This window comes from Amycolatopsis acididurans (assembly GCF_012328925.1).
Lineage (GTDB): Bacteria > Actinomycetota > Actinomycetes > Mycobacteriales > Pseudonocardiaceae > Amycolatopsis_E > Amycolatopsis_E acididurans.
This window is the reverse complement of sequence record NZ_JAAXLS010000087.1, coordinates 1-15,793: the sequence shown is the minus strand read 5'-3', so window position 1 is coordinate 15,793 and position 15,793 is coordinate 1. Positions and strand designations below refer to the sequence as shown.

General features: G+C 69.9%; 15 protein-coding genes and 1 tRNA gene. 7 read left to right on the top strand and 9 right to left on the bottom strand.

The window, feature by feature from the left end; translation table 11 throughout:
• The first annotated feature begins 154 nt into the window (after positions 1-154).
• Positions 155-658, top strand: coding sequence for a DUF3145 domain-containing protein (locus HFP15_RS41180; RefSeq protein WP_312872006.1), 504 nt, complete (start codon positions 155-157; stop codon positions 656-658).
• Positions 659-721: 63 nt separating this feature from the next.
• Positions 722-1,318 carry a hypothetical protein gene (locus HFP15_RS41175; protein WP_312872005.1) on the top strand — a complete coding sequence of 199 codons (597 nt, stop codon included), beginning with the start codon at positions 722-724 and terminating at the stop codon, positions 1,316-1,318.
• Positions 1,319-1,364: 46 nt separating this feature from the next.
• Here the strand turns inward: HFP15_RS41175 and HFP15_RS41170 are convergent, their stop codons facing one another.
• The 5 genes from HFP15_RS41170 to HFP15_RS41150 all read right to left on the bottom strand — a co-directional run bounded on the left by HFP15_RS41170 (position 1,365) and on the right by HFP15_RS41150 (position 6,206).
• The gene (locus HFP15_RS41170) at positions 1,365-2,612 is read right to left on the bottom strand and encodes a beta-ketoacyl-[acyl-carrier-protein] synthase family protein (protein ID WP_168523900.1); all 1,248 of its coding nucleotides are present in this window, start codon (positions 2,610-2,612) and stop codon (positions 1,365-1,367) included.
• Positions 2,613-2,653: 41 nt separating this feature from the next.
• On the bottom strand, positions 2,654-2,899 hold the full coding sequence (locus HFP15_RS41165; RefSeq protein ID WP_091504433.1) for an acyl carrier protein: 246 nt from the start codon (positions 2,897-2,899) through the stop codon (positions 2,654-2,656).
• Between the two features lie 71 nt (positions 2,900-2,970).
• Positions 2,971-3,945, bottom strand: coding sequence for a beta-ketoacyl-ACP synthase III (locus tag HFP15_RS41160; protein ID WP_168523898.1), 975 nt, complete (start codon positions 3,943-3,945; stop codon positions 2,971-2,973).
• Positions 3,942-4,859, bottom strand: coding sequence for an ACP S-malonyltransferase (locus HFP15_RS41155; RefSeq protein ID WP_210718549.1), 918 nt, complete (start codon positions 4,857-4,859; stop codon positions 3,942-3,944). The genes HFP15_RS41160 and HFP15_RS41155 overlap by 4 nt, the downstream gene beginning before the upstream one ends.
• Positions 4,860-5,006: 147 nt before the next feature.
• Positions 5,007-6,206 (bottom strand): PucR family transcriptional regulator, encoded by a 1,200-nt coding sequence (locus tag HFP15_RS41150; RefSeq protein ID WP_168523895.1) that lies wholly within the window; start codon positions 6,204-6,206, stop codon positions 5,007-5,009.
• A gap of 444 nt (positions 6,207-6,650) precedes the next feature.
• Here HFP15_RS41150 and HFP15_RS41145 point away from each other — a divergent pair, with 444 nt between their 5' ends.
• Positions 6,651-7,277 carry a nicotinamide mononucleotide transporter family protein gene (locus tag HFP15_RS41145; RefSeq protein WP_168523893.1) on the top strand — a complete coding sequence of 209 codons (627 nt, stop codon included), beginning with the start codon at positions 6,651-6,653 and terminating at the stop codon, positions 7,275-7,277.
• Here the strand turns inward: HFP15_RS41145 and HFP15_RS41140 are convergent.
• Together HFP15_RS41140 and HFP15_RS41135 are read right to left on the bottom strand one after the other, a co-directional pair.
• A complete protein-coding gene (locus HFP15_RS41140; protein ID WP_246272549.1) occupies positions 7,258-7,524 on the bottom strand; it encodes a DUF1905 domain-containing protein in 267 nt (88 codons plus the stop codon). The genes HFP15_RS41145 and HFP15_RS41140 overlap by 20 nt on opposite strands.
• Positions 7,525-7,569: 45 nt before the next feature.
• Entirely contained in the window at positions 7,570-9,183 is a 1,614-nt protein-coding gene (locus HFP15_RS41135) for an L-lactate permease (protein ID WP_168523889.1), read from the bottom strand.
• Positions 9,184-9,302: 119 nt separating this feature from the next.
• Here HFP15_RS41135 and HFP15_RS41130 point away from each other — a divergent pair, with 119 nt between their 5' ends.
• Positions 9,303-10,091, top strand: a complete 789-nt coding sequence (locus HFP15_RS41130; protein WP_168523887.1) for a hypothetical protein — start codon at positions 9,303-9,305, stop codon at positions 10,089-10,091.
• On the opposite strand, the gene HFP15_RS41125 is transcribed toward HFP15_RS41130, so the two are convergent.
• Both HFP15_RS41125 and aceE read right to left on the bottom strand, forming a co-directional pair.
• On the bottom strand, positions 10,088-11,299 hold the full coding sequence (locus HFP15_RS41125; RefSeq protein ID WP_168523885.1) for an alpha-hydroxy acid oxidase: 1,212 nt from the start codon (positions 11,297-11,299) through the stop codon (positions 10,088-10,090). The two genes, HFP15_RS41130 and HFP15_RS41125, sit on opposite strands and share 4 nt — an antisense overlap.
• A 75-nt stretch (positions 11,300-11,374) precedes the next feature.
• Positions 11,375-14,191: a pyruvate dehydrogenase (acetyl-transferring), homodimeric type gene (gene aceE, locus HFP15_RS41120; RefSeq protein ID WP_168523883.1), complete on the bottom strand. Its 2,817-nt coding sequence runs from the start codon at positions 14,189-14,191 to the stop codon at positions 11,375-11,377.
• 387 nt (positions 14,192-14,578) lie between these two features.
• Between aceE and HFP15_RS41115 the strand changes: the two genes are divergently transcribed.
• The 3 genes from HFP15_RS41115 (at position 14,579) to HFP15_RS41105 (ending at position 15,646) form a co-directional block, all read left to right on the top strand.
• Entirely contained in the window at positions 14,579-15,007 is a 429-nt protein-coding gene (locus HFP15_RS41115; protein WP_168523881.1) for a DUF3052 domain-containing protein, read from the top strand.
• Positions 15,008-15,068: 61 nt separating this feature from the next.
• Entirely contained in the window at positions 15,069-15,533 is a 465-nt protein-coding gene (locus tag HFP15_RS41110; RefSeq protein WP_168523879.1) for a peroxiredoxin, read from the top strand.
• A 41-nt stretch (positions 15,534-15,574) separates the two neighbouring features.
• A tRNA-Val gene (locus HFP15_RS41105) sits at positions 15,575-15,646 on the top strand.
• The last annotated feature ends 147 nt before the right edge of the window (positions 15,647-15,793 follow it).

Here is a 15,793-nt window from a genome sequence, read left to right as displayed (position 1 = left end):
CCCAAAGCCCCATCCCTCACCCCAACCGGGTGCGACGTGTGGGGTTCATGTGGCCAAATGGGTGATCACCGTGCACAATGTGACCAGTGCTCCGGCAACCGGGCTCGCGAGGTCGTAGGGGAAGACGCCCCTCGTCGAGCAGCGGAGGTCAGCAGTGAGCACCCGTGGAAACACCAGAGGTGTGGTGTACGTCCACTCGTCGCCGTCTGCGGTGTGCCCGCACGTCGAGTGGGCGATCTCGGGCACCCTCGGGACCCGAGTCGATCTGAAGTGGACGGCGCAACCGGCCGCGCCAGGGCAGCTTCGCGCCGAGTGCACGTGGAGCGCGCCAACCGGAACCGGCGGCAAGCTGGTCGCCGGGCTCAAAGCGTGGCCGATGCTGCGCTTCGAGGTCACCGAGGAGCCCAGCCACGGCGTCGACGGCGTGCGCTACTGCTACGTGCCCGGCCTCGGCCTGTGGCACGGCCGCACCAGCGCCAACGGCGACATCGTGGTCGGCGAGGACCAGCTGCGCGCGCTGGTGTCCCAGGCCCGCTCCGGCGACGCCTTCGCGCACAAGCTCGACGAGCTGCTCGCCGCGAACTGGGACGAGGCGCTCGAGCCGTTCCGCCACGCCGGGGACGGAGCTCCCGTCACCTGGTTGCACCGCGTGGGATAACCGGTCCGGTGATCTTGTCGAGTCGGTGGCCAATGCGTTAACGAGGACTACTAACCTGCCGATGTGTCAGCTGTGCCGGTGCCCGTCCCACCCCACCGCTGGCTGATCCCTGTCCTCGTCGTGGTGCTGTCGCTCGTCGTCGGCGGCGGTCTGCTCGCCCGCGAGGTGTACCGGGCGCCGGAAGTACGGCTGGACACCGTGCTCGGGCTGCCGGCGTCCTCCGCGCGCCCGCTCGGCGAGCAGCCTGGCCCCGGCACGGTGGAACTGACACCGGACGCGGCACAGCATCCTCAGCACGACGTGGTCGAGCGGCTGCTGCAGACCTACTTCGACGCGATCAACACGCGCGACTACGACCAGTGGAAGGTCACCGTCACCAGGGACCGCATCCAGGCCAAACCCCGCCCGGCATGGTTGAACGACTACAAGACCACCAAGGACGGCAGCATCCTGGTCTACCGCATCGACGCCGTCGCCGAGGCCGACATGCGCGTGCTGCTGGGTTTCACCAGCACCCAGGACGCCTCGGACGCGCCGGACGAGCTGCCCGGCGCGTCGTGCGTGCACTGGCGGCTGTCGTTGCCGCTGACCAAGGAGTCGGGCAACTGGAAGGTCGACACCGTCGCCGGCTACGCGCCGCCGGAAGTCGACGCCTGCTGACACGACGAAACCGGCCGGGCGTGCCCGGCCGGTTTCGTCATGGTTGTCAGGAAGCGGTGAACAGCAGGGCGGTGTTGTGCCCGCCGAAACCGAAGGAGTTGCTCAGTGCCGCGGTGAGGTCGACCTTGCGCGGCTCGCCGGAAACGACGTCCAGCTCCACCTTCGGGTCCTGGTTCTCCAGGTTCAGCGTCGCCGGCACGAGACCGTTGTAGATCGCGAGCAGCGTGGCGATGCCCTCGACCGCGCCGGCACCGCCGACGAGGTGACCGAGCGCGCCCTTCGGCGCCGTCACCACCGGGTGCGTGCCCAGTGCCCGGCGGATCGCGTTGGCCTCGCCGATGTCGCCGACCACCGTCGAGGTGGCGTGCGCGTTGACGTGACCGACGTCCTCCGCGGTGAGCCCGGCCATCTCGATCGCGTTGCGCATGGCCGCGATCTGGCCGATGCCCTCCGGGTGGTTACCGGTGATGTGGTGGGCGTCGGAGGTGATGCCGTAGCCGGCCAGCCGCCCGTAGATCCGCGCGCCGCGGGCCTTGGCCCGGTCCGCCCGCTCCAGGATCATCACGCCGGCGCCCTCGCCGAGCACGAACCCGTCGCGGTCGGTGTCGAACGGCCGCGACGCGCGCTCCGGGTCGTCGTTGCGCTGCGACACGGTGCGTGCCTGTGCGAACCCGGCGATGGTGATCGGGTGGATGCACGCCTCGGCGCCACCCGCGACCACCACGTCGGCCCGGCCGTTCTGGATCATCTGGTAGGCGTTGGCGATGCCCTCCGCACCGGAGGCACACGCCGACGCGGGCGAATGCACTCCGGCGCGGGCCAGCAGGTCGATGCCGACGTGCGCGGCGGGCCCGTTGGGCATCAGCATCGGCACGGTCAGCGGCGACACCTTGCGGATGCCGTGCTCCTCCAGCAGATCGTCCTGGGCCAGCAGGGTCAGCGGCCCGCCGATCCCGGTGCCGATGGACACGCCGAGCCGCTCGGGCTCGACATCGTGGTGCTCGTCCGTCGGCTGTTCGAAACCGGCGTCCGCCCATGCCTGGCGAGCCGCGATGAGCGCGATCTGCTCGCACCGGTCGAGCCTGCGCGCCTGCACGCGCGGGATCTTCTCGGTCGGATCCTCGGCGAGCGACGCGCCGATCTTGACCGGCAGATCGAACTTCTCGACCCAGTCGGCCTCGATCCGGCGGATACCACTGCGGCCGGCGAGCAGGCCGTCCCAGGTGGACGCGACGTCCCCGCCGAGCGGCGTGGTCGCACCCAGCCCGGTGATCACGACGTCGATGTTGCTCATGGAGTCTCCCCGAGGATCGTTGGCGAGAATTAGCGGGATGCTTACTTGGCGTTCGCCGCGACGTAGTTCACGGCGTCGCCCACGGTCTTGAGGTTGGCGAGCTCGTCGTCCGGGATCTTGACCCCGAACTTGTCCTCGGCCTGCACGGCGATCTCCACCATGGACAGCGAGTCGATGTCGAGGTCGTCCACGAAGGACTTCTCCGAGCTCACGTCGTCCTGCGCGACACCGGCGACCTCTTCGACGATCTCGGCGAGGCCGGCGAGGATCTCTTCTTTGTCCGCCACTGTTGGTTCCCTTTCCTTGTTTCCGGGCTTGGTGCACCCCGGCGGGCGGGCGCCCGCCGGGGTAAGTGGTATCACGGGCAGATGACGACCTGTCCGGCGTAGGACAGTCCGGCGCCGAAACCGACCATCAGGATGACGTCACCGGTCTTCACGGTGCCCGCCTTGCGCATGTGGTCCAGCGCGATCGGGATGGACGCCGAGGAGGTGTTGCCCGAGTACTTGATGTCGTCGGCGACCACCATGTCGTCCCTGGCGCCCTTGGCGCGCAGGCGTTTCGCGATCGCCTCGACGATGCGCAGGTTGGCCTGGTGCGGGATCAGCACGTCCACATCGGACGGTTCGATGCCCGCGAGTTCCAGCGCCCGCAGCGCGATCGGCGCGATCTGGGTGGTCGCCCACCGGAAGACCGACTGGCCCTCCTGGTAGAGGTAGCGATGGTCGCGCATATAGATGGTCTCGACGAGATCACCCGCGCTGCCCCAGGCCACCGGGCCGATGCCGGGTTCGTCCGACGGGCCCACCACCGCCGCGCCCGCGCCGTCGGCGAAGATGATCGCGTTCGCGCGGTCGGTCGGCTCGACCCAGTCGGTCAGCTTCTCGGCGCCGATCACCAGCACCTTGCCCGCCGATCCGGCCCGGATCAGGTCGGAGGCGACACCGAGGCCGTAGCAGAACCCGGCGCACGCCGCGTTGAGGTCGAACGCGCCGGCGGCCTTGACCCCGATCCGGTCCGCGACCTGCGCGGCCGCGTTCGGGATGGGGGAGGGCATCGTGCAGTTCGGCACGATCACGGTGTCCACTTCGGACGGCTGGACGCCGGCGTCGGCAAGCGCGCGGGTGCCCGCGGTGACCGCCATGTCGACCAGCAGTTCGTCCTTGTCGGCGAACCGGCGTTCGATGATGCCCACCCGGTCGCGGATCCACTGGTCGTTGGTGTCCATGAGCTGCGACAGATCGTCGTTGGTCACCACGCGTTCCGGCTGGGTACTGCCGATACCCAGCACGCGCGTGGCGGCCGGGCCCTGTTTGATGCGCAGTGCGGTCACTCCGCCTCCTTGCCGATCGTGGCCAGCTCCGCCGGGGTCTTGAGCGCGATGGTCTTGGTGACAGTGCCCTTGAGCTGCCGCTTGACCAGACCGGTCAGCGTGCCTGCCGGCGGCAGTTCGACGGTCGAGGTGACGCCGAGGGAGACCAGTCCCTCCATCGTGAGGTCCCAGCGCACCGGGCGGGTCACCTGCTTGATGAGCCGTTCCAGGTACTCGGCGCCGCTGCTGATTACCTGCCCGTCGGCGTTGGACAGCAGCGGGCGCGTGGGGTCGGCGGGCGTGATGCTCGCGGCGTGCTCGCGCAGCGCGTCCTCGGCCGGGGCCATGTAGCTGGTGTGGAAGGCACCCGCGACCTTCAGCGGCCGCACCTTGGTGCCTTCGAGCGGTTCGGCGACGATGCCTTCGATCGCGTCCTTGGCGCCGGAGGCCACGATCTGGCCCGCGCCGTTGCGGTTGGCGGCGGTCAGGCCGTGCCCGGCCAGCCACTCCACGACCTGCTCGGGATCGCCCAGCATGACGGCGGCCATGCTGGTCGGCTCGATCGCGCAGGCCTTGGCCATCTCGGCACCGCGGACGGCGGCGAGCGCGACGGCGTCTTCGGCGGAGAGCACGCCCGCGATGGCGGCGGCGGCAAGCTCACCCACCGAATGCCCGGCGACGGGCGCGTCGGCGGGGACGTTCTCCAGCTCCTCGTAGGCGAGCAGCGACAGCGCGACGATCAGCGGCTGGGTGATCGCGGTGTCCTGGATCGTCTCGGCGTCGGCCTCGGTGCCGAGGTGCACGAGGTCGAGCCCCGCGCGCTCGGACCAGCGTTCCAGCTTCGCGCGCGTGCCGTCGATCTCGAGCCAGGGTGAGAACATGCCGGGGGCCTGGGAGCCCTGTCCGGGAGCGAGCAGTGCTGTCACGTCTCCCAGGGAACACGGTGGGCGCGCGCGGCCGGGATGCCGCCGGTCACCAAGTCCGCGCGGGTAATTTGTGGACACCCTCCAAAGATGTCGGCCACCTTGGCTTATGGGGCCGCCACTGCTTGTACGGTTCGAGCAGTTCCGGAGTGAATCTGCTCACCACAGGCCGCGTGCGCGGGCGAGCCTGCCGACGGTCAGCGCCATCCGCAGCACCAGCGCGTCACGGGGGTCGGTGGCGTTGCGGCCGGTCAGCTCCGTGGCGCGGCGCAGCCGGTAGCGGACCGTGTTGGGGTGCACGAACAGCGTTTTCGCGCACGTTTCCAGCACCCCGCCGGATTCCAGGTACGCCTCGACGGTTTGCAGCACGGTGGTGCCCGCGGCTTCCAGTGGCTGCGCGATCTGCTCGATGAGCAGCCGTTCGGCCTCGGCGTCGCCGGAGAGCGCGCGCTCGGGAAGCAGGTCGACGGAGCGGACCGGGCGCGGCGCGCTGGGCCAGCCGACGACGGCCCGCAGCCCGGACAGCGCTTCCACCGCGCTGCGATGGGCTTCGGCGAGGCTGGGCACGGTCGGACCGGCCACGACGGGGCCCTCGCCGAACGCGACGGACAGTTTGCCGAGCACCTCGCCGTCGTCGACGGGGCCGCCGAGCACGACGATGAGACGGGAACCCTGCACGGACAGCAGTACCGGCCGGCCGAGCCGCGCGGCGAGCCTGCGCACCTCGAACACGACGGCGGGCGGGTCGTCGGAGGAGGGGGGCCCGGCGACGACGGTGGCGGTCGCGGCCGGTTCCCAGCCGAGCGCGGCGGCGCGGGAGAGCACGGACTCCTCGGCGTCGCCACGGACGATGCCGTCCACGACCAGCGCCTCCAGCCGCGCGTCCCACGCGCCGCGGGCCTCGGCAGCGGCGGCGTAGGAATTGGCCGTGGCGAACGCGATTTCCCTGCCGTAGCGCAGGATGCCCTCGATGAGCGCGGCGCGTTCGGCCTCGCTCGCGGCGAAGGAGGGCAGTTCCTCCTCGAAGACTTCGATGGCGAGGCGGACCAGCCCGACGGCCTGGCGAAGCCCGATCCAGCGTGACAGTTCCTGTGGGGCGCTGCGGAAGGCCTCGGTGGTGAGTTTGAGGGCCTCCTGCGAGTCGCGAAGCCAGTCGACGAACCCGGCCGCCCCGGTCTGGGTGATCATCAGGACGCTCGCGCGCTGGTCGGCGGGCAGACGGCCGAACCACGGGAGGCGTTGTTCCATCGCGGTGACACTGGCCGTGGCCAGCCGTCCCGACGCGCGTTCAAGCCCGCGCAGCGTCTTCGCGGAAAGTCCGTGATGTTTCGGCGCCGCCCGGGCAGGGGTCTGAGTCATGGTCCCCCGATCGTACGTCCGCCCGAGCAGAACCCCGGCGGCGTGGCCAACGGCACCCGGCCAACGAACACGAAAGACGAACACTCATGGACGGACGCTCATGAGGGACGCTGGTCCCCACCGAACGAAACCACGCCGGGTCGAGAGGAGCTAGCACCGTGGGGGTCTGGGGGCTCGGCCCCCAGAAGATACGCGGACTCGCACTCCCAGCGAGCGCGCCACCGCGAGCAGGAGGCGTGAAATGCGAGGCCGCCCGGGCTATGCGGTTTACGCAGCCCGGGCGGCCTCATCTCCCCGGTCCCCACCGGTAGGTCCACTATGGACCTTGTGGATCTTTCCCCGCTACCCGTCTCACCCGATCGTGCGGCGCAGGTCAGAGGGCCTGTGCGGGGTTTCTACCCAGGGTGAGGGAATCGGTGCGGTGCGGGGCTTGTTGATCTCGCCGTGGACTTTCTGTTGCATCACGGCGTGACGGTGCTGGGCCAGTGGATCTCCGTCGCGGAGCTGGCCGGGCAGTTGTGCGCGCTGGCCGTGGTCTTCCTCGCGGAGCGGCGCACCTTGTGGACCTGGCCGGTGCAGGTGGGCGCCACCGTGATGCTGTTCGCCGTGTACGTCTCGGCGCATCTGGGCGGGCTCGCGTCGCGGCAGGTCGCCATCCTGCTGATCTCGGTGTACGGCTGGTGGTCGTGGACGCGCCGGAAGGACCCGGTGTTCGGTGTCGTCGTGCGCAAGGGCCGGGCGGGTGAGCGGCTCGCGATGGCCGGTCTGTTCGTCCTCGGCACGGTCGTGATGGCGCTGGTGCTGGACGCGCTGCACGCGTCATGGGCGCCGTGGCCGGATGCCGCGATCTTCGCCGGCACACTGGTCGCGTTCGGGGCACAGGGGCTGGGCCTGGTCGAGTTCTGGCTCGTGTGGCTGGTCGTGGACGCGGTGGGGGTGCCGCTGCAGATCGAGTCCCGCCTGTACTTCTCGGCCGCGATCTATCTCGTGTTCGCGGCGTTGGTCCTGCACGGCTGGTGGAGCTGGACGCGCTCGTCGCGGCGGGTCCGGCTCAGCCGAGCCGCTCAGTGAGGTGGACGGTCACCTCCGCACCGGCTTCCTTGCCCAGTTCGCGGCGAACGCCGGCTTTCACGGGAAGCTTGTGCGTGCCGTCGCCCAGCGCCATGAACGAACTCTGGAACGGCAGGCCGTCGATGGTGCCGCGGACCTTGACGAGCCCGCGCGTGCCGAAGTACTCGGCGGAGCCGGGCATCACCACGTAGGTCCAGCCGCCCTTGGCCGGGCTTTTCCGCAGTATCGCGGTGAATCGCTTGTCCAAGTCACTCATGCCTGAACAGACTCCTCCGGCGCGCGGAAATCATCGTCAGGGCAGCATCCCGGACAGAATCGTGCTCTGCCCGACCACGATCAGGCACATCAGCAACAGCAGTCCCAGGCTCCACGGCAGCACCTTGCGCAGCAGCGTGCCTTCCTCGCCGGGCAGCATCGCGGCCGCGCACGCGATGCTCAGGTTCTGCGGCGAGATCATCTTGCCGAGCACGCCGCCGGAACTGTTCGACGACGCGAGCAGTTCCGCGGACAGGCCGGCCTGGTGCGCGGCGGTGACCTGCAGGGCGCCGAACAGCGCGTTCGCGGAGGTGTCCGAGCCCGACACGGCCACGCCGAACCAGCCGAGCAGCGGGGACAAGAACGCCAGCCCCGCGCCGGCACCGGCGATCAGGTAGCCGATCGTCGTGGTCTGGCCGGACAGGTTCATCACGTAGGCCAGCGCCAGCACACCGGCGACGGTCAGGATCGCGAACCGCAGCTCGTGGATCGTCGCGCCCCACTCGCGCACCGCGTCGCGCGCGGACACGTGCAGCGCGAGCACGGTCAGGATGCCCGCGATGAGCACGAGCGTGCCGCCGGTGTTGAGGAAGGGCAGCGAGAACGTGTTGCCGGAGACCGGTTTTCCGCTCGAGCCGGCGACGTGCAGGCCGGGCCAGTGGAAGTTCCACGTCGCGGCGTCCAGCAGCTTCTTGACCGGTGGGATCTGGCCGATCGAGAAGATCACGATGATCAGCAGGTAGGGAAGGTAGGCCCGGAGCACCTCGCCGCGATCCTCGGGACGCTCGAGCTGTTCGGTCGCCACACCCGTCAGCACCGCGGCGCGGACCTCCTCGCGGGCCGGTTTACGCGTCGCGGGCATCAGGACCAGCGCGGCCGCGCCGGCCAGTGCCGCCCCGATGTCGGCGAGCTGCGCGGAGACGAAGTTCGACGCCGCGAACTGCACGACCCCGAACGTCAGGCCGCAGACCAGCGCGGGCTGCCAGGTTTCGCGGACGCCGCGCCTGCCGTCGACGATGATCACCAGCAGCAGCGGCACGAACACGGCGAGAATCGGGGTCTGCCGTCCGACGATGGCGGACACGGTGTTCAGGGGAATGCCGCTGACCTGCGCGAGCGTCACGACCGGGGTGCCCATGGCGCCGAACGCGACGGGTGCGGTGTTGGCGACGAGGGAGACCACGGCGGCGCGCACGGGCGTGAAGCCGAGCGCGACGAGCATGACCGAGGAGATCGCGACGGGGGCGCCGAAGCCGGCGAGCGCCTCCATCAGCGCGCCGAAACAGAACGCGATGAGCAGGGCCTGCATGCGGGGATCGTCGGAAACCTTGCCGAACGAGCGGCGCAGCACGTCGAAATGGCCGGTGCGGACGGTGATCCGGTATATCCACAACGCGTTGACGACGATCCACATGATGGGGAACAGCCCGAACGCCGCACCCTGGAAGCCGCTGGAGATCGCCTGGCCGATGGGCATGCCGTAGACGGCGATGGCGACCACGAGCGCGACCAGCAGGCCCAGCAGGGCGGCGTGGTGCGCCTTCATCCGGACGACGCCGAGCAGTACGAGCACGGTCGCGAGGGGAAGGACCGCGACGAGTGCGGACAGGCCGAGCGAACCGGCCAGCGGGGCGATCTCCTGCACGAACATGCCGACCTCAATTCCACGATGCGGAAGCCGACTTCCGCGCTGGTTGGGATGATCGGTATCGCTCGGGGAGCCGTCAACCAAGGCGTTCCGATGGTTGATACGCGTGCGAAGGTGGATCTGTGACGCCGGAGCGGATTCTGCTGACCACCGTCGAGGTCGCGCGCGAGGTCTTCGCGGACCGGTTGAGTGCGGCCTACGCGCTCGGCAGCCTCGCGCACGGGGGCTTCGCGCCGCTGGTCAGTGACCTCGACATCGCGCTGATCCTGGACGAGCTGACGTCCGGCACCGAGGCGGAGATCCAGCGCGTACGGCAGCAGGCCGTCGCACGCGCCGCCGGCCCGCTGGCCGAGCGCCTGTCGATCTTCTGGACCGACTGGGACGGCGTGCGCCGCGGGCGGGGCCGGACGGGCAGGCTGCCCGAGATCGACCGGCTGGACCTGCTCGACCAGGGCCGGTTGCTGCACGGCGCCGACGGCCGCGACGGCGCCACCCCGCCCGAGCACGCCAAGCTCGTCTCGGACGCCGCCGAGTTCGCCTGCACGTGGTTCGACGACGCCCGGATCGCGCTCCTGCACGAGCCGCGTCGCCTGGTCGCCGCCGGGCCGCGTCCGGTGACGAAGGCCGCCCTGTTCCCGATGCGCTTCCGCTACACGCTGGCCACCGGGCGGATCGGCCACAACGCCGACGCGGCGGGCTGGTACGCGGCGCACGGCGCGTACCCGGAACTCGCGGAGGCGGCGATGCGCTGGCGTGAGCACGGCCTCGACGACACCGCCGACGACGTGCTGCAGCGGTGCCTGACGGGCGTCCACGAGGAGTTCTTCGACGCCTACGACCAAGCGCTGACCGCGGCCGGGCAGCACACACTGGCCGCGCGCCTGCGCGAACGTGCCCGCCTGATCGGCTAGCGCAGGGTGGCGTGGGTGGCCCGCAGGTCGGCGATCCGGCGCACCCCGAGCAGCTGCATCGTCCGGATGATCTCCGTGCGCAGGATCTCCACGCAGCGCTGTACCCCGCGCTCGCCGCCGGCCATCAGGCCGTACAGGTACGCCCGCCCGACCAGGCACACGTTCGCGCCCTGCGCCATCGCCGCGACGATGTCACCACCCGAGAGGATGCCGGTGTCGAGCCACACCTCGGCCTGGCCGCCGACCACGTCCAGCGTCGGCCGCAGCAGCTCCAGCGGCGTCGGCGCCCGGTCGAGCTGCCGTCCGCCGTGGTTGGACAGCACCACGCCGTCCGCGCCGTAGGCCACGACTTCCTTGGCGTCGCCGGGATTCTGGATGCCCTTGACCACGAGCTTGCCCGGCCACGTCCGCCGCACCCACGCCAGATCCTCGTAGCTCAGCGTCGGATCGAACAGCGCGTTGATCAGTTCGGCGACCGTGCCGTGCCACGAGTCGAACGACGCGAACTTCAGCGGTGCCGTGGTGAGCAGGTTGAACCACCACGCCGGATGCGTCGCCCCGTCGAGAAAAGTGCGCAGCGTCAACGTCGGCGGGATGGTCAGCCCGTTGCGCACGTCCCGCATCCGCGCGCCGCCGACCGGGGTGTCGACGGTCAGCAGCAGCGTGTCGTACCCGGCTTCCCAGGCGCGGGTCATCAGCTCCTGACCGGCCCCGCGATCGCGCCACACGTAGAGCTGGAACCACTTGCGGGCCTCGGGTGCCGCGTTCGCCACCGACTCGATCGACGTGGTGCCCATCGTCGACAGGGAGAACGGGATGTTCTCGCGCTGCGCCACGTGTGCCACCGCGAGCTCGCCCTCGTGGTGCATCATCCGCGTGAACCCGGTGGGCGCGAACGCGAACGGCAGTGCCGACCGCCTGCCGAGCACGGTCACGCTCGTGTCCACGTCGGCGACTCCGCGCAGCACGTTCGGGTGGAACTCGACGTTGCGGAACGCCTGCCGGGCGCGGCGCAGGCTGTCCTCCAGCTCCGCGGCGCCGTCGGTGTAGTCGAACACCGCGCGTGGCGTGCGCCGCCGCGCGACGGCCCGCAGATCGGCGATCGTGTGCGCGTTGCCCAGCCTGCGCTCGACCGGGTTGAGCACCAACGGCTTGGGCCGCAGGATCTCGCGCAACTCGCCCGGTTTCGGCAGCCGCCTCCTGGTCATCTCGCTCCCTCGAGAGATGCCGTGAGGGACCCCCTCATGGCTGTCTGCGCCATGCGGAGGTCCCTCACGGTGGTGTCACGCGTTGCCGGACTCGGACAGCTGCGGGCCGGCGGCCGACACGTCGTCGATGCGGTACTGCCGCGTCGCCTCGACGACCTTCGACCGGTCCACCTCGCCGCGGCGGGCGAGCGCGGTCAGCGTGGCGACCACGATCGACTCGGCGTCCACCAGGAAGTGGCGCCGCGCCGCGGGACGCGTGTCGGAGAAGCCGAAGCCGTCCGTGCCGAGGGTGACCATGTCGGTGGGCACCCACGGGCGGATCAGATCCGGTACCGCGCGCATCCAGTCCGACACCGCCACGACCGGGCCGGCCGCGTCCGAGAGCGTCTGCCGCACGTAAGGCACCCGCGGGGTCTCCTCCGGGTGCAGCAGGTTCTGGCGGTCCACCTCGACGGCCTCGCGCCGCAGCTCCGACCACGACGTCGCCGACCACACCGACGCACGCACGCCCCACTCGTCGGCGAGCATCCGCTGCGCCTTGAGCGCGTCCGGCATCGTCACGCCGGACACCAGGATCTGCGCCTCCGGGCCGCTGCCCTGCGGCGCCGCGGCGTAGCGGTACAGGCCCTTGAGCAGGCCGTCGACGTCGAGGTTCTCCGGCTCGGCGGGCTGCTGGTACGGCTCGTTGTACACGGTGAGGTAGTAGTAGACGTTCTCACCGTTGCCGTCCGGTCCGCCCTCGCCGTACATCCGGCGCAGGCCGTCCCTGACGATGTGCGCGATCTCGAACGACCACGCCGGGTCGTAGGCCACCGCCGCCGGGTTGGTCGCCGCGAGCAGCAGCGAATGCCCGTCGGCGTGCTGCAGGCCCTCACCGGTCAGCGTGGTGCGGCCCGCCGTGGCGCCGAGCACGAAGCCGCGCGCCATCTGGTCGGCCGCCGCGTACAGCCCGTCACCGGTGCGCTGGAACCCGAACATTGAGTAGAAGATGTAGATCGGGATCATCGGCTCGCCGTGCGTGGCGTAGGACGTGCCCACCGCCGTGAACGACGCCGTCGAACCCGCCTCGTTGATGCCCTCGTGCAGCAGCTGCCCGTGCTCGGACTCCTTGTACGCCAGCATCAGGTTGGCGTCGACGGAGGTGTAGGTCTGCCCCTGCGGGTTGTAGATCTTGGCCGTCGGGAACATCGAGTCGAGCCCGAACGTGCGGGCCTCGTCCGGGATGATCGGCACGATCCTGGCGCCGATCTCGCCGTCCTTGGCCAGCTCGCGCACCAGCCGGACGAACGCCATCGTGGTGGCGACCTCCTGCTTGCCCGAGCCCTTGCGCACGGCCTCGTAGACCTTGTCGCCGGGAAGCACCAGCGCCTTGGCCCGGTTGGCGCGCCGCTCCGGCAGGAACCCGCCCAGGGTGCGGCGGCGGCCGATCATGTACTCGATCTCCGGCGAGTTCAGGCCGGGGTGGTAGTACGGCGGCAGCTTCGGGTTCTCCTCGAGCTCCTTGTCGCTGATCGGGATCCGCTGGGCGTCGCGGAACAGCTTCAGGTCGTCGAGGGTGAGCTTCTTCATCTGGTGCGTGGCGTTGCGGCCCTCGAAGGACGGGCCGAGGCCGTAGCCCTTGATGGTGTGCGCCAGGATCACCGTCGGCTGGCCGTGCTGCTCCATCGAGGCCTTGTACGCCGCGTACACCTTGCGGTAGTCGTGGCCGCCGCGCTTGAGGTTCCAGATCTGGGCGTCGGTGAGGTCCTTGACCAGCTCCTTCGTGCGCGGATCACGGCCGAAGAAGTGCTCGCGGACATAGGCGCCGTCGTTGGCCTTGTACGTCTGGTAGTCGCCGTCCGGCGTCGTGTTCATGACGTTGACCAGTGCGCCGTCGCGGTCGGCCGACAGCAGCGCGTCCCACTCGCGGCCCCAGATGACCTTGATCACGTTCCAGCCCGCGCCGCGGAAGTACGCCTCGAGCTCCTGGATGATCTTGCCGTTGCCGCGCACCGGGCCGTCGAGCCGCTGCAGGTTGCAGTTGATGACGAAGGTCAGGTTGTCCAGGCCCTCGCCCGCGGCGACGTGGATCAGGCCGCGGGATTCCGGCTCGTCCATCTCGCCGTCGCCGAGGAACGCCCACACGTGCTGGTCGGACGTGTCCTTGATGCCGCGGTCGCGCAGGTAGCGGTTGAACCGGGCCTGGTAGATCGCGTTCATCGGGCCGAGGCCCATCGAGACCGTCGGGTACTCCCAGAAGTCCGGCATCAGCCGGGGGTGCGGGTACGACGGCAGGCCGCCACCCGCACCGGCGTGCGAGAGCTCCTGGCGGAAGCCGTCGAGCTGCTGCTCGGACAGCCTGCCCTCGAGGAACGCGCGCGCGTAGATGCCCGGGGAGGCGTGCCCCTGGATGAAGATCTGGTCGCCGCCGCCGGAGTGGTCCTTGCCGCGGAAGAAGTGGTTGAACCCGACCTCGTACAGCGCGGCCGAGGACGCGTAGGTCGAGATGTGCCCGCCGACACCGACGCCGGGACGCTGGGCGCGATGCACCATGATCGCCGCGTTCCAGCGGATGTAGGCGCGGTAGCGGCGCTCGATCTCCTCGTCGCCGGGGAACCACGGCTCGTTCTCGGTCGGAATCGTGTTGACGTAGTCGGTCGCGGTCAGCGGCGGTACACCGACGTTGCGCTCACGAGCACGTTCCAGGATTCGCAGCATCAGATAGCGCGCACGCTGCTGGCCGCCACGGGCCAGTGCGTCGTCGAAGGAGTCGAGCCATTCGGCGGTCTCCTCCGGGTCGATGTCGGGCAGGTGCGCGGCCAATCCGTCGCGGATCACGCGTACCCGTGCCGGCTCGGCCTGTTGCTTCGTGCGCGCGCCAGAGCCTGCGGCCTGGTCGTTCTGGGGGGCCAAGGGATCTCCTCGCCGGTTGTCTCGTCGCGTGGCAGGGCACGGCTGTTACTCCCGTGTCCTGCCTGCCATCGTCGTCTCTTTTCGGGCCGCCGTCATCGCTACTCGGCGGTAACGTTTGCCCACCTCACAGCACAGTTCGCATACTGCAGACGCGCACGCGCGCGCGAGGCACCATCCACCCTAAGTGGTGGCTTGCCGGCGGGTCCGCACGCGGGTCGAATTGAGGTCGCGAAAGGGGTGCCCGGCCTCCTACGCTGCGAAACGACTTGGCACCAGATCCGGTGTGGACGGTTGCGCCGGGAGCCTCGGGCGTGTTCGCTAGCCCCATCCGTGTACCCGAGTGGGCGGAGGCAAGGTCCGCCCGCCCTAGTTGGAGGAGTGAAAGCAGTGGTCGCCGCTGGAGACGCTGACTACAGCAGCGTCGCCGAGAGGCTTGGGATCAAGCCGGACATGGTGGTTCAAGAGATCGGCTGGGACGAGGACGTCGACGACGACCTGCGTGCCGCGATCGAAGAACATATCGGTGGCGATCTCCTCGACGAGGACGCCGACGAGGTCATCGACGTCGTGCTGCTGTGGTGGCGTGAGGACGACGGCGACCTCGTCGACGCCATCATGGACGCGCGGGCGCCGCTCGACGAGAGCGGCGTGATCTGGGTACTCACGCCCAAGACCGGGCAGCCGGGGCACGTCGAGCCCAGCGAGATCGCCGAGGCCGTGCCCACCGTCGGGTTGTCGCAGACGTCGAACATCAGCGTCGGCCCGAACTGGGCCGGGACGAAGCTCGTCTCACCGAAGTCGAAGTCCAAGCGCTGAGCGACGGCACGATAAGGTGAGCTCGACAGACTTTGACGAAACGACTCGGAGAGGTGCCCGCATGGCGGTCGAGGTCGGCTCGCAGGCCCCGGATTTCACACTCAACGACTACAACAAGCAGGCCGTGACCCTGTCGTCCTTCCGCGGTGACAAGCCGGTTCTGCTGGTGTTCTACCCGTTCGCCTTCAGCGGGATCTGCACCGGCGAGCTGTGCCAGCTGCGGGACGAGTTCGGGGACTACGAGGGCAAGGGCGTGCAGGTGCTCGGCGTGTCCGTGGACACCCCGTTCTCGCTCAAGGCCTGGGCCGACCAGGAGGGATACCAGTTCCCGCTGCTGTCGGACTTCTGGCCGCACGGCGAGGTCGCCAAGGCCTACGGTGTGTTCAACGCCGACGCCGGTCTCGCGGTCCGCGGCACCTTCCTGATCGACACGGAAGGCGTCGTCCGCTTCGCCGAGGTGAACCAGCCCGGCGAGGCGCGTGACCAGGAGGCGTGGAAGAAGGCCGTGGCGGAACTCACCGCCTGATTCTCCCGCCGGCGGCCCCGCACGCGAGGCCGCCGGTGAGAGGGCGTATAGCTCAGCGGTAGAGCACTTGGCTTACAACCAAGCGGTCACAGGTTCGATCCCTGTTGCGCCCACGACCTCTGGCCGACCCTGCTCGCGGGATGCGCTCGCCGGGTCGGTCGTCGTTTTGTCCGGGGGCCGAGCCCCCGGAGCCCCTGCGGTGCGAGCTTCTTGCGTTCCCGGGTGGGTGGCTTGGGTGGTTACCAGCGCCGGTTTTCGGG

Bases quoted from the DNA above. Each gene is read 5' to 3' on its own strand.
- HFP15_RS41135 (WP_168523889.1), bottom strand. From the start codon at position 9,183: ATGTTCGTGCAGGAGATCGCCCCGCTGGCCGGTTCGCTCGGCCTGTCC.
- HFP15_RS41150 (WP_168523895.1), bottom strand. From the start codon at position 6,206: ATGACTCAGACCCCTGCCCGGGCGGCGCCGAAACATCACGGACTTTCC.
- HFP15_RS41110 (WP_168523879.1), top strand. From the start codon at position 15,069: ATGGCGGTCGAGGTCGGCTCGCAGGCCCCGGATTTCACACTCAACGAC.
- HFP15_RS41125 (WP_168523885.1), bottom strand. From the start codon at position 11,299: ATGACCAGGAGGCGGCTGCCGAAACCGGGCGAGTTGCGCGAGATCCTG.
- HFP15_RS41170 (WP_168523900.1), bottom strand. From the start codon at position 2,612: ATGAGCAACATCGACGTCGTGATCACCGGGCTGGGTGCGACCACGCCG.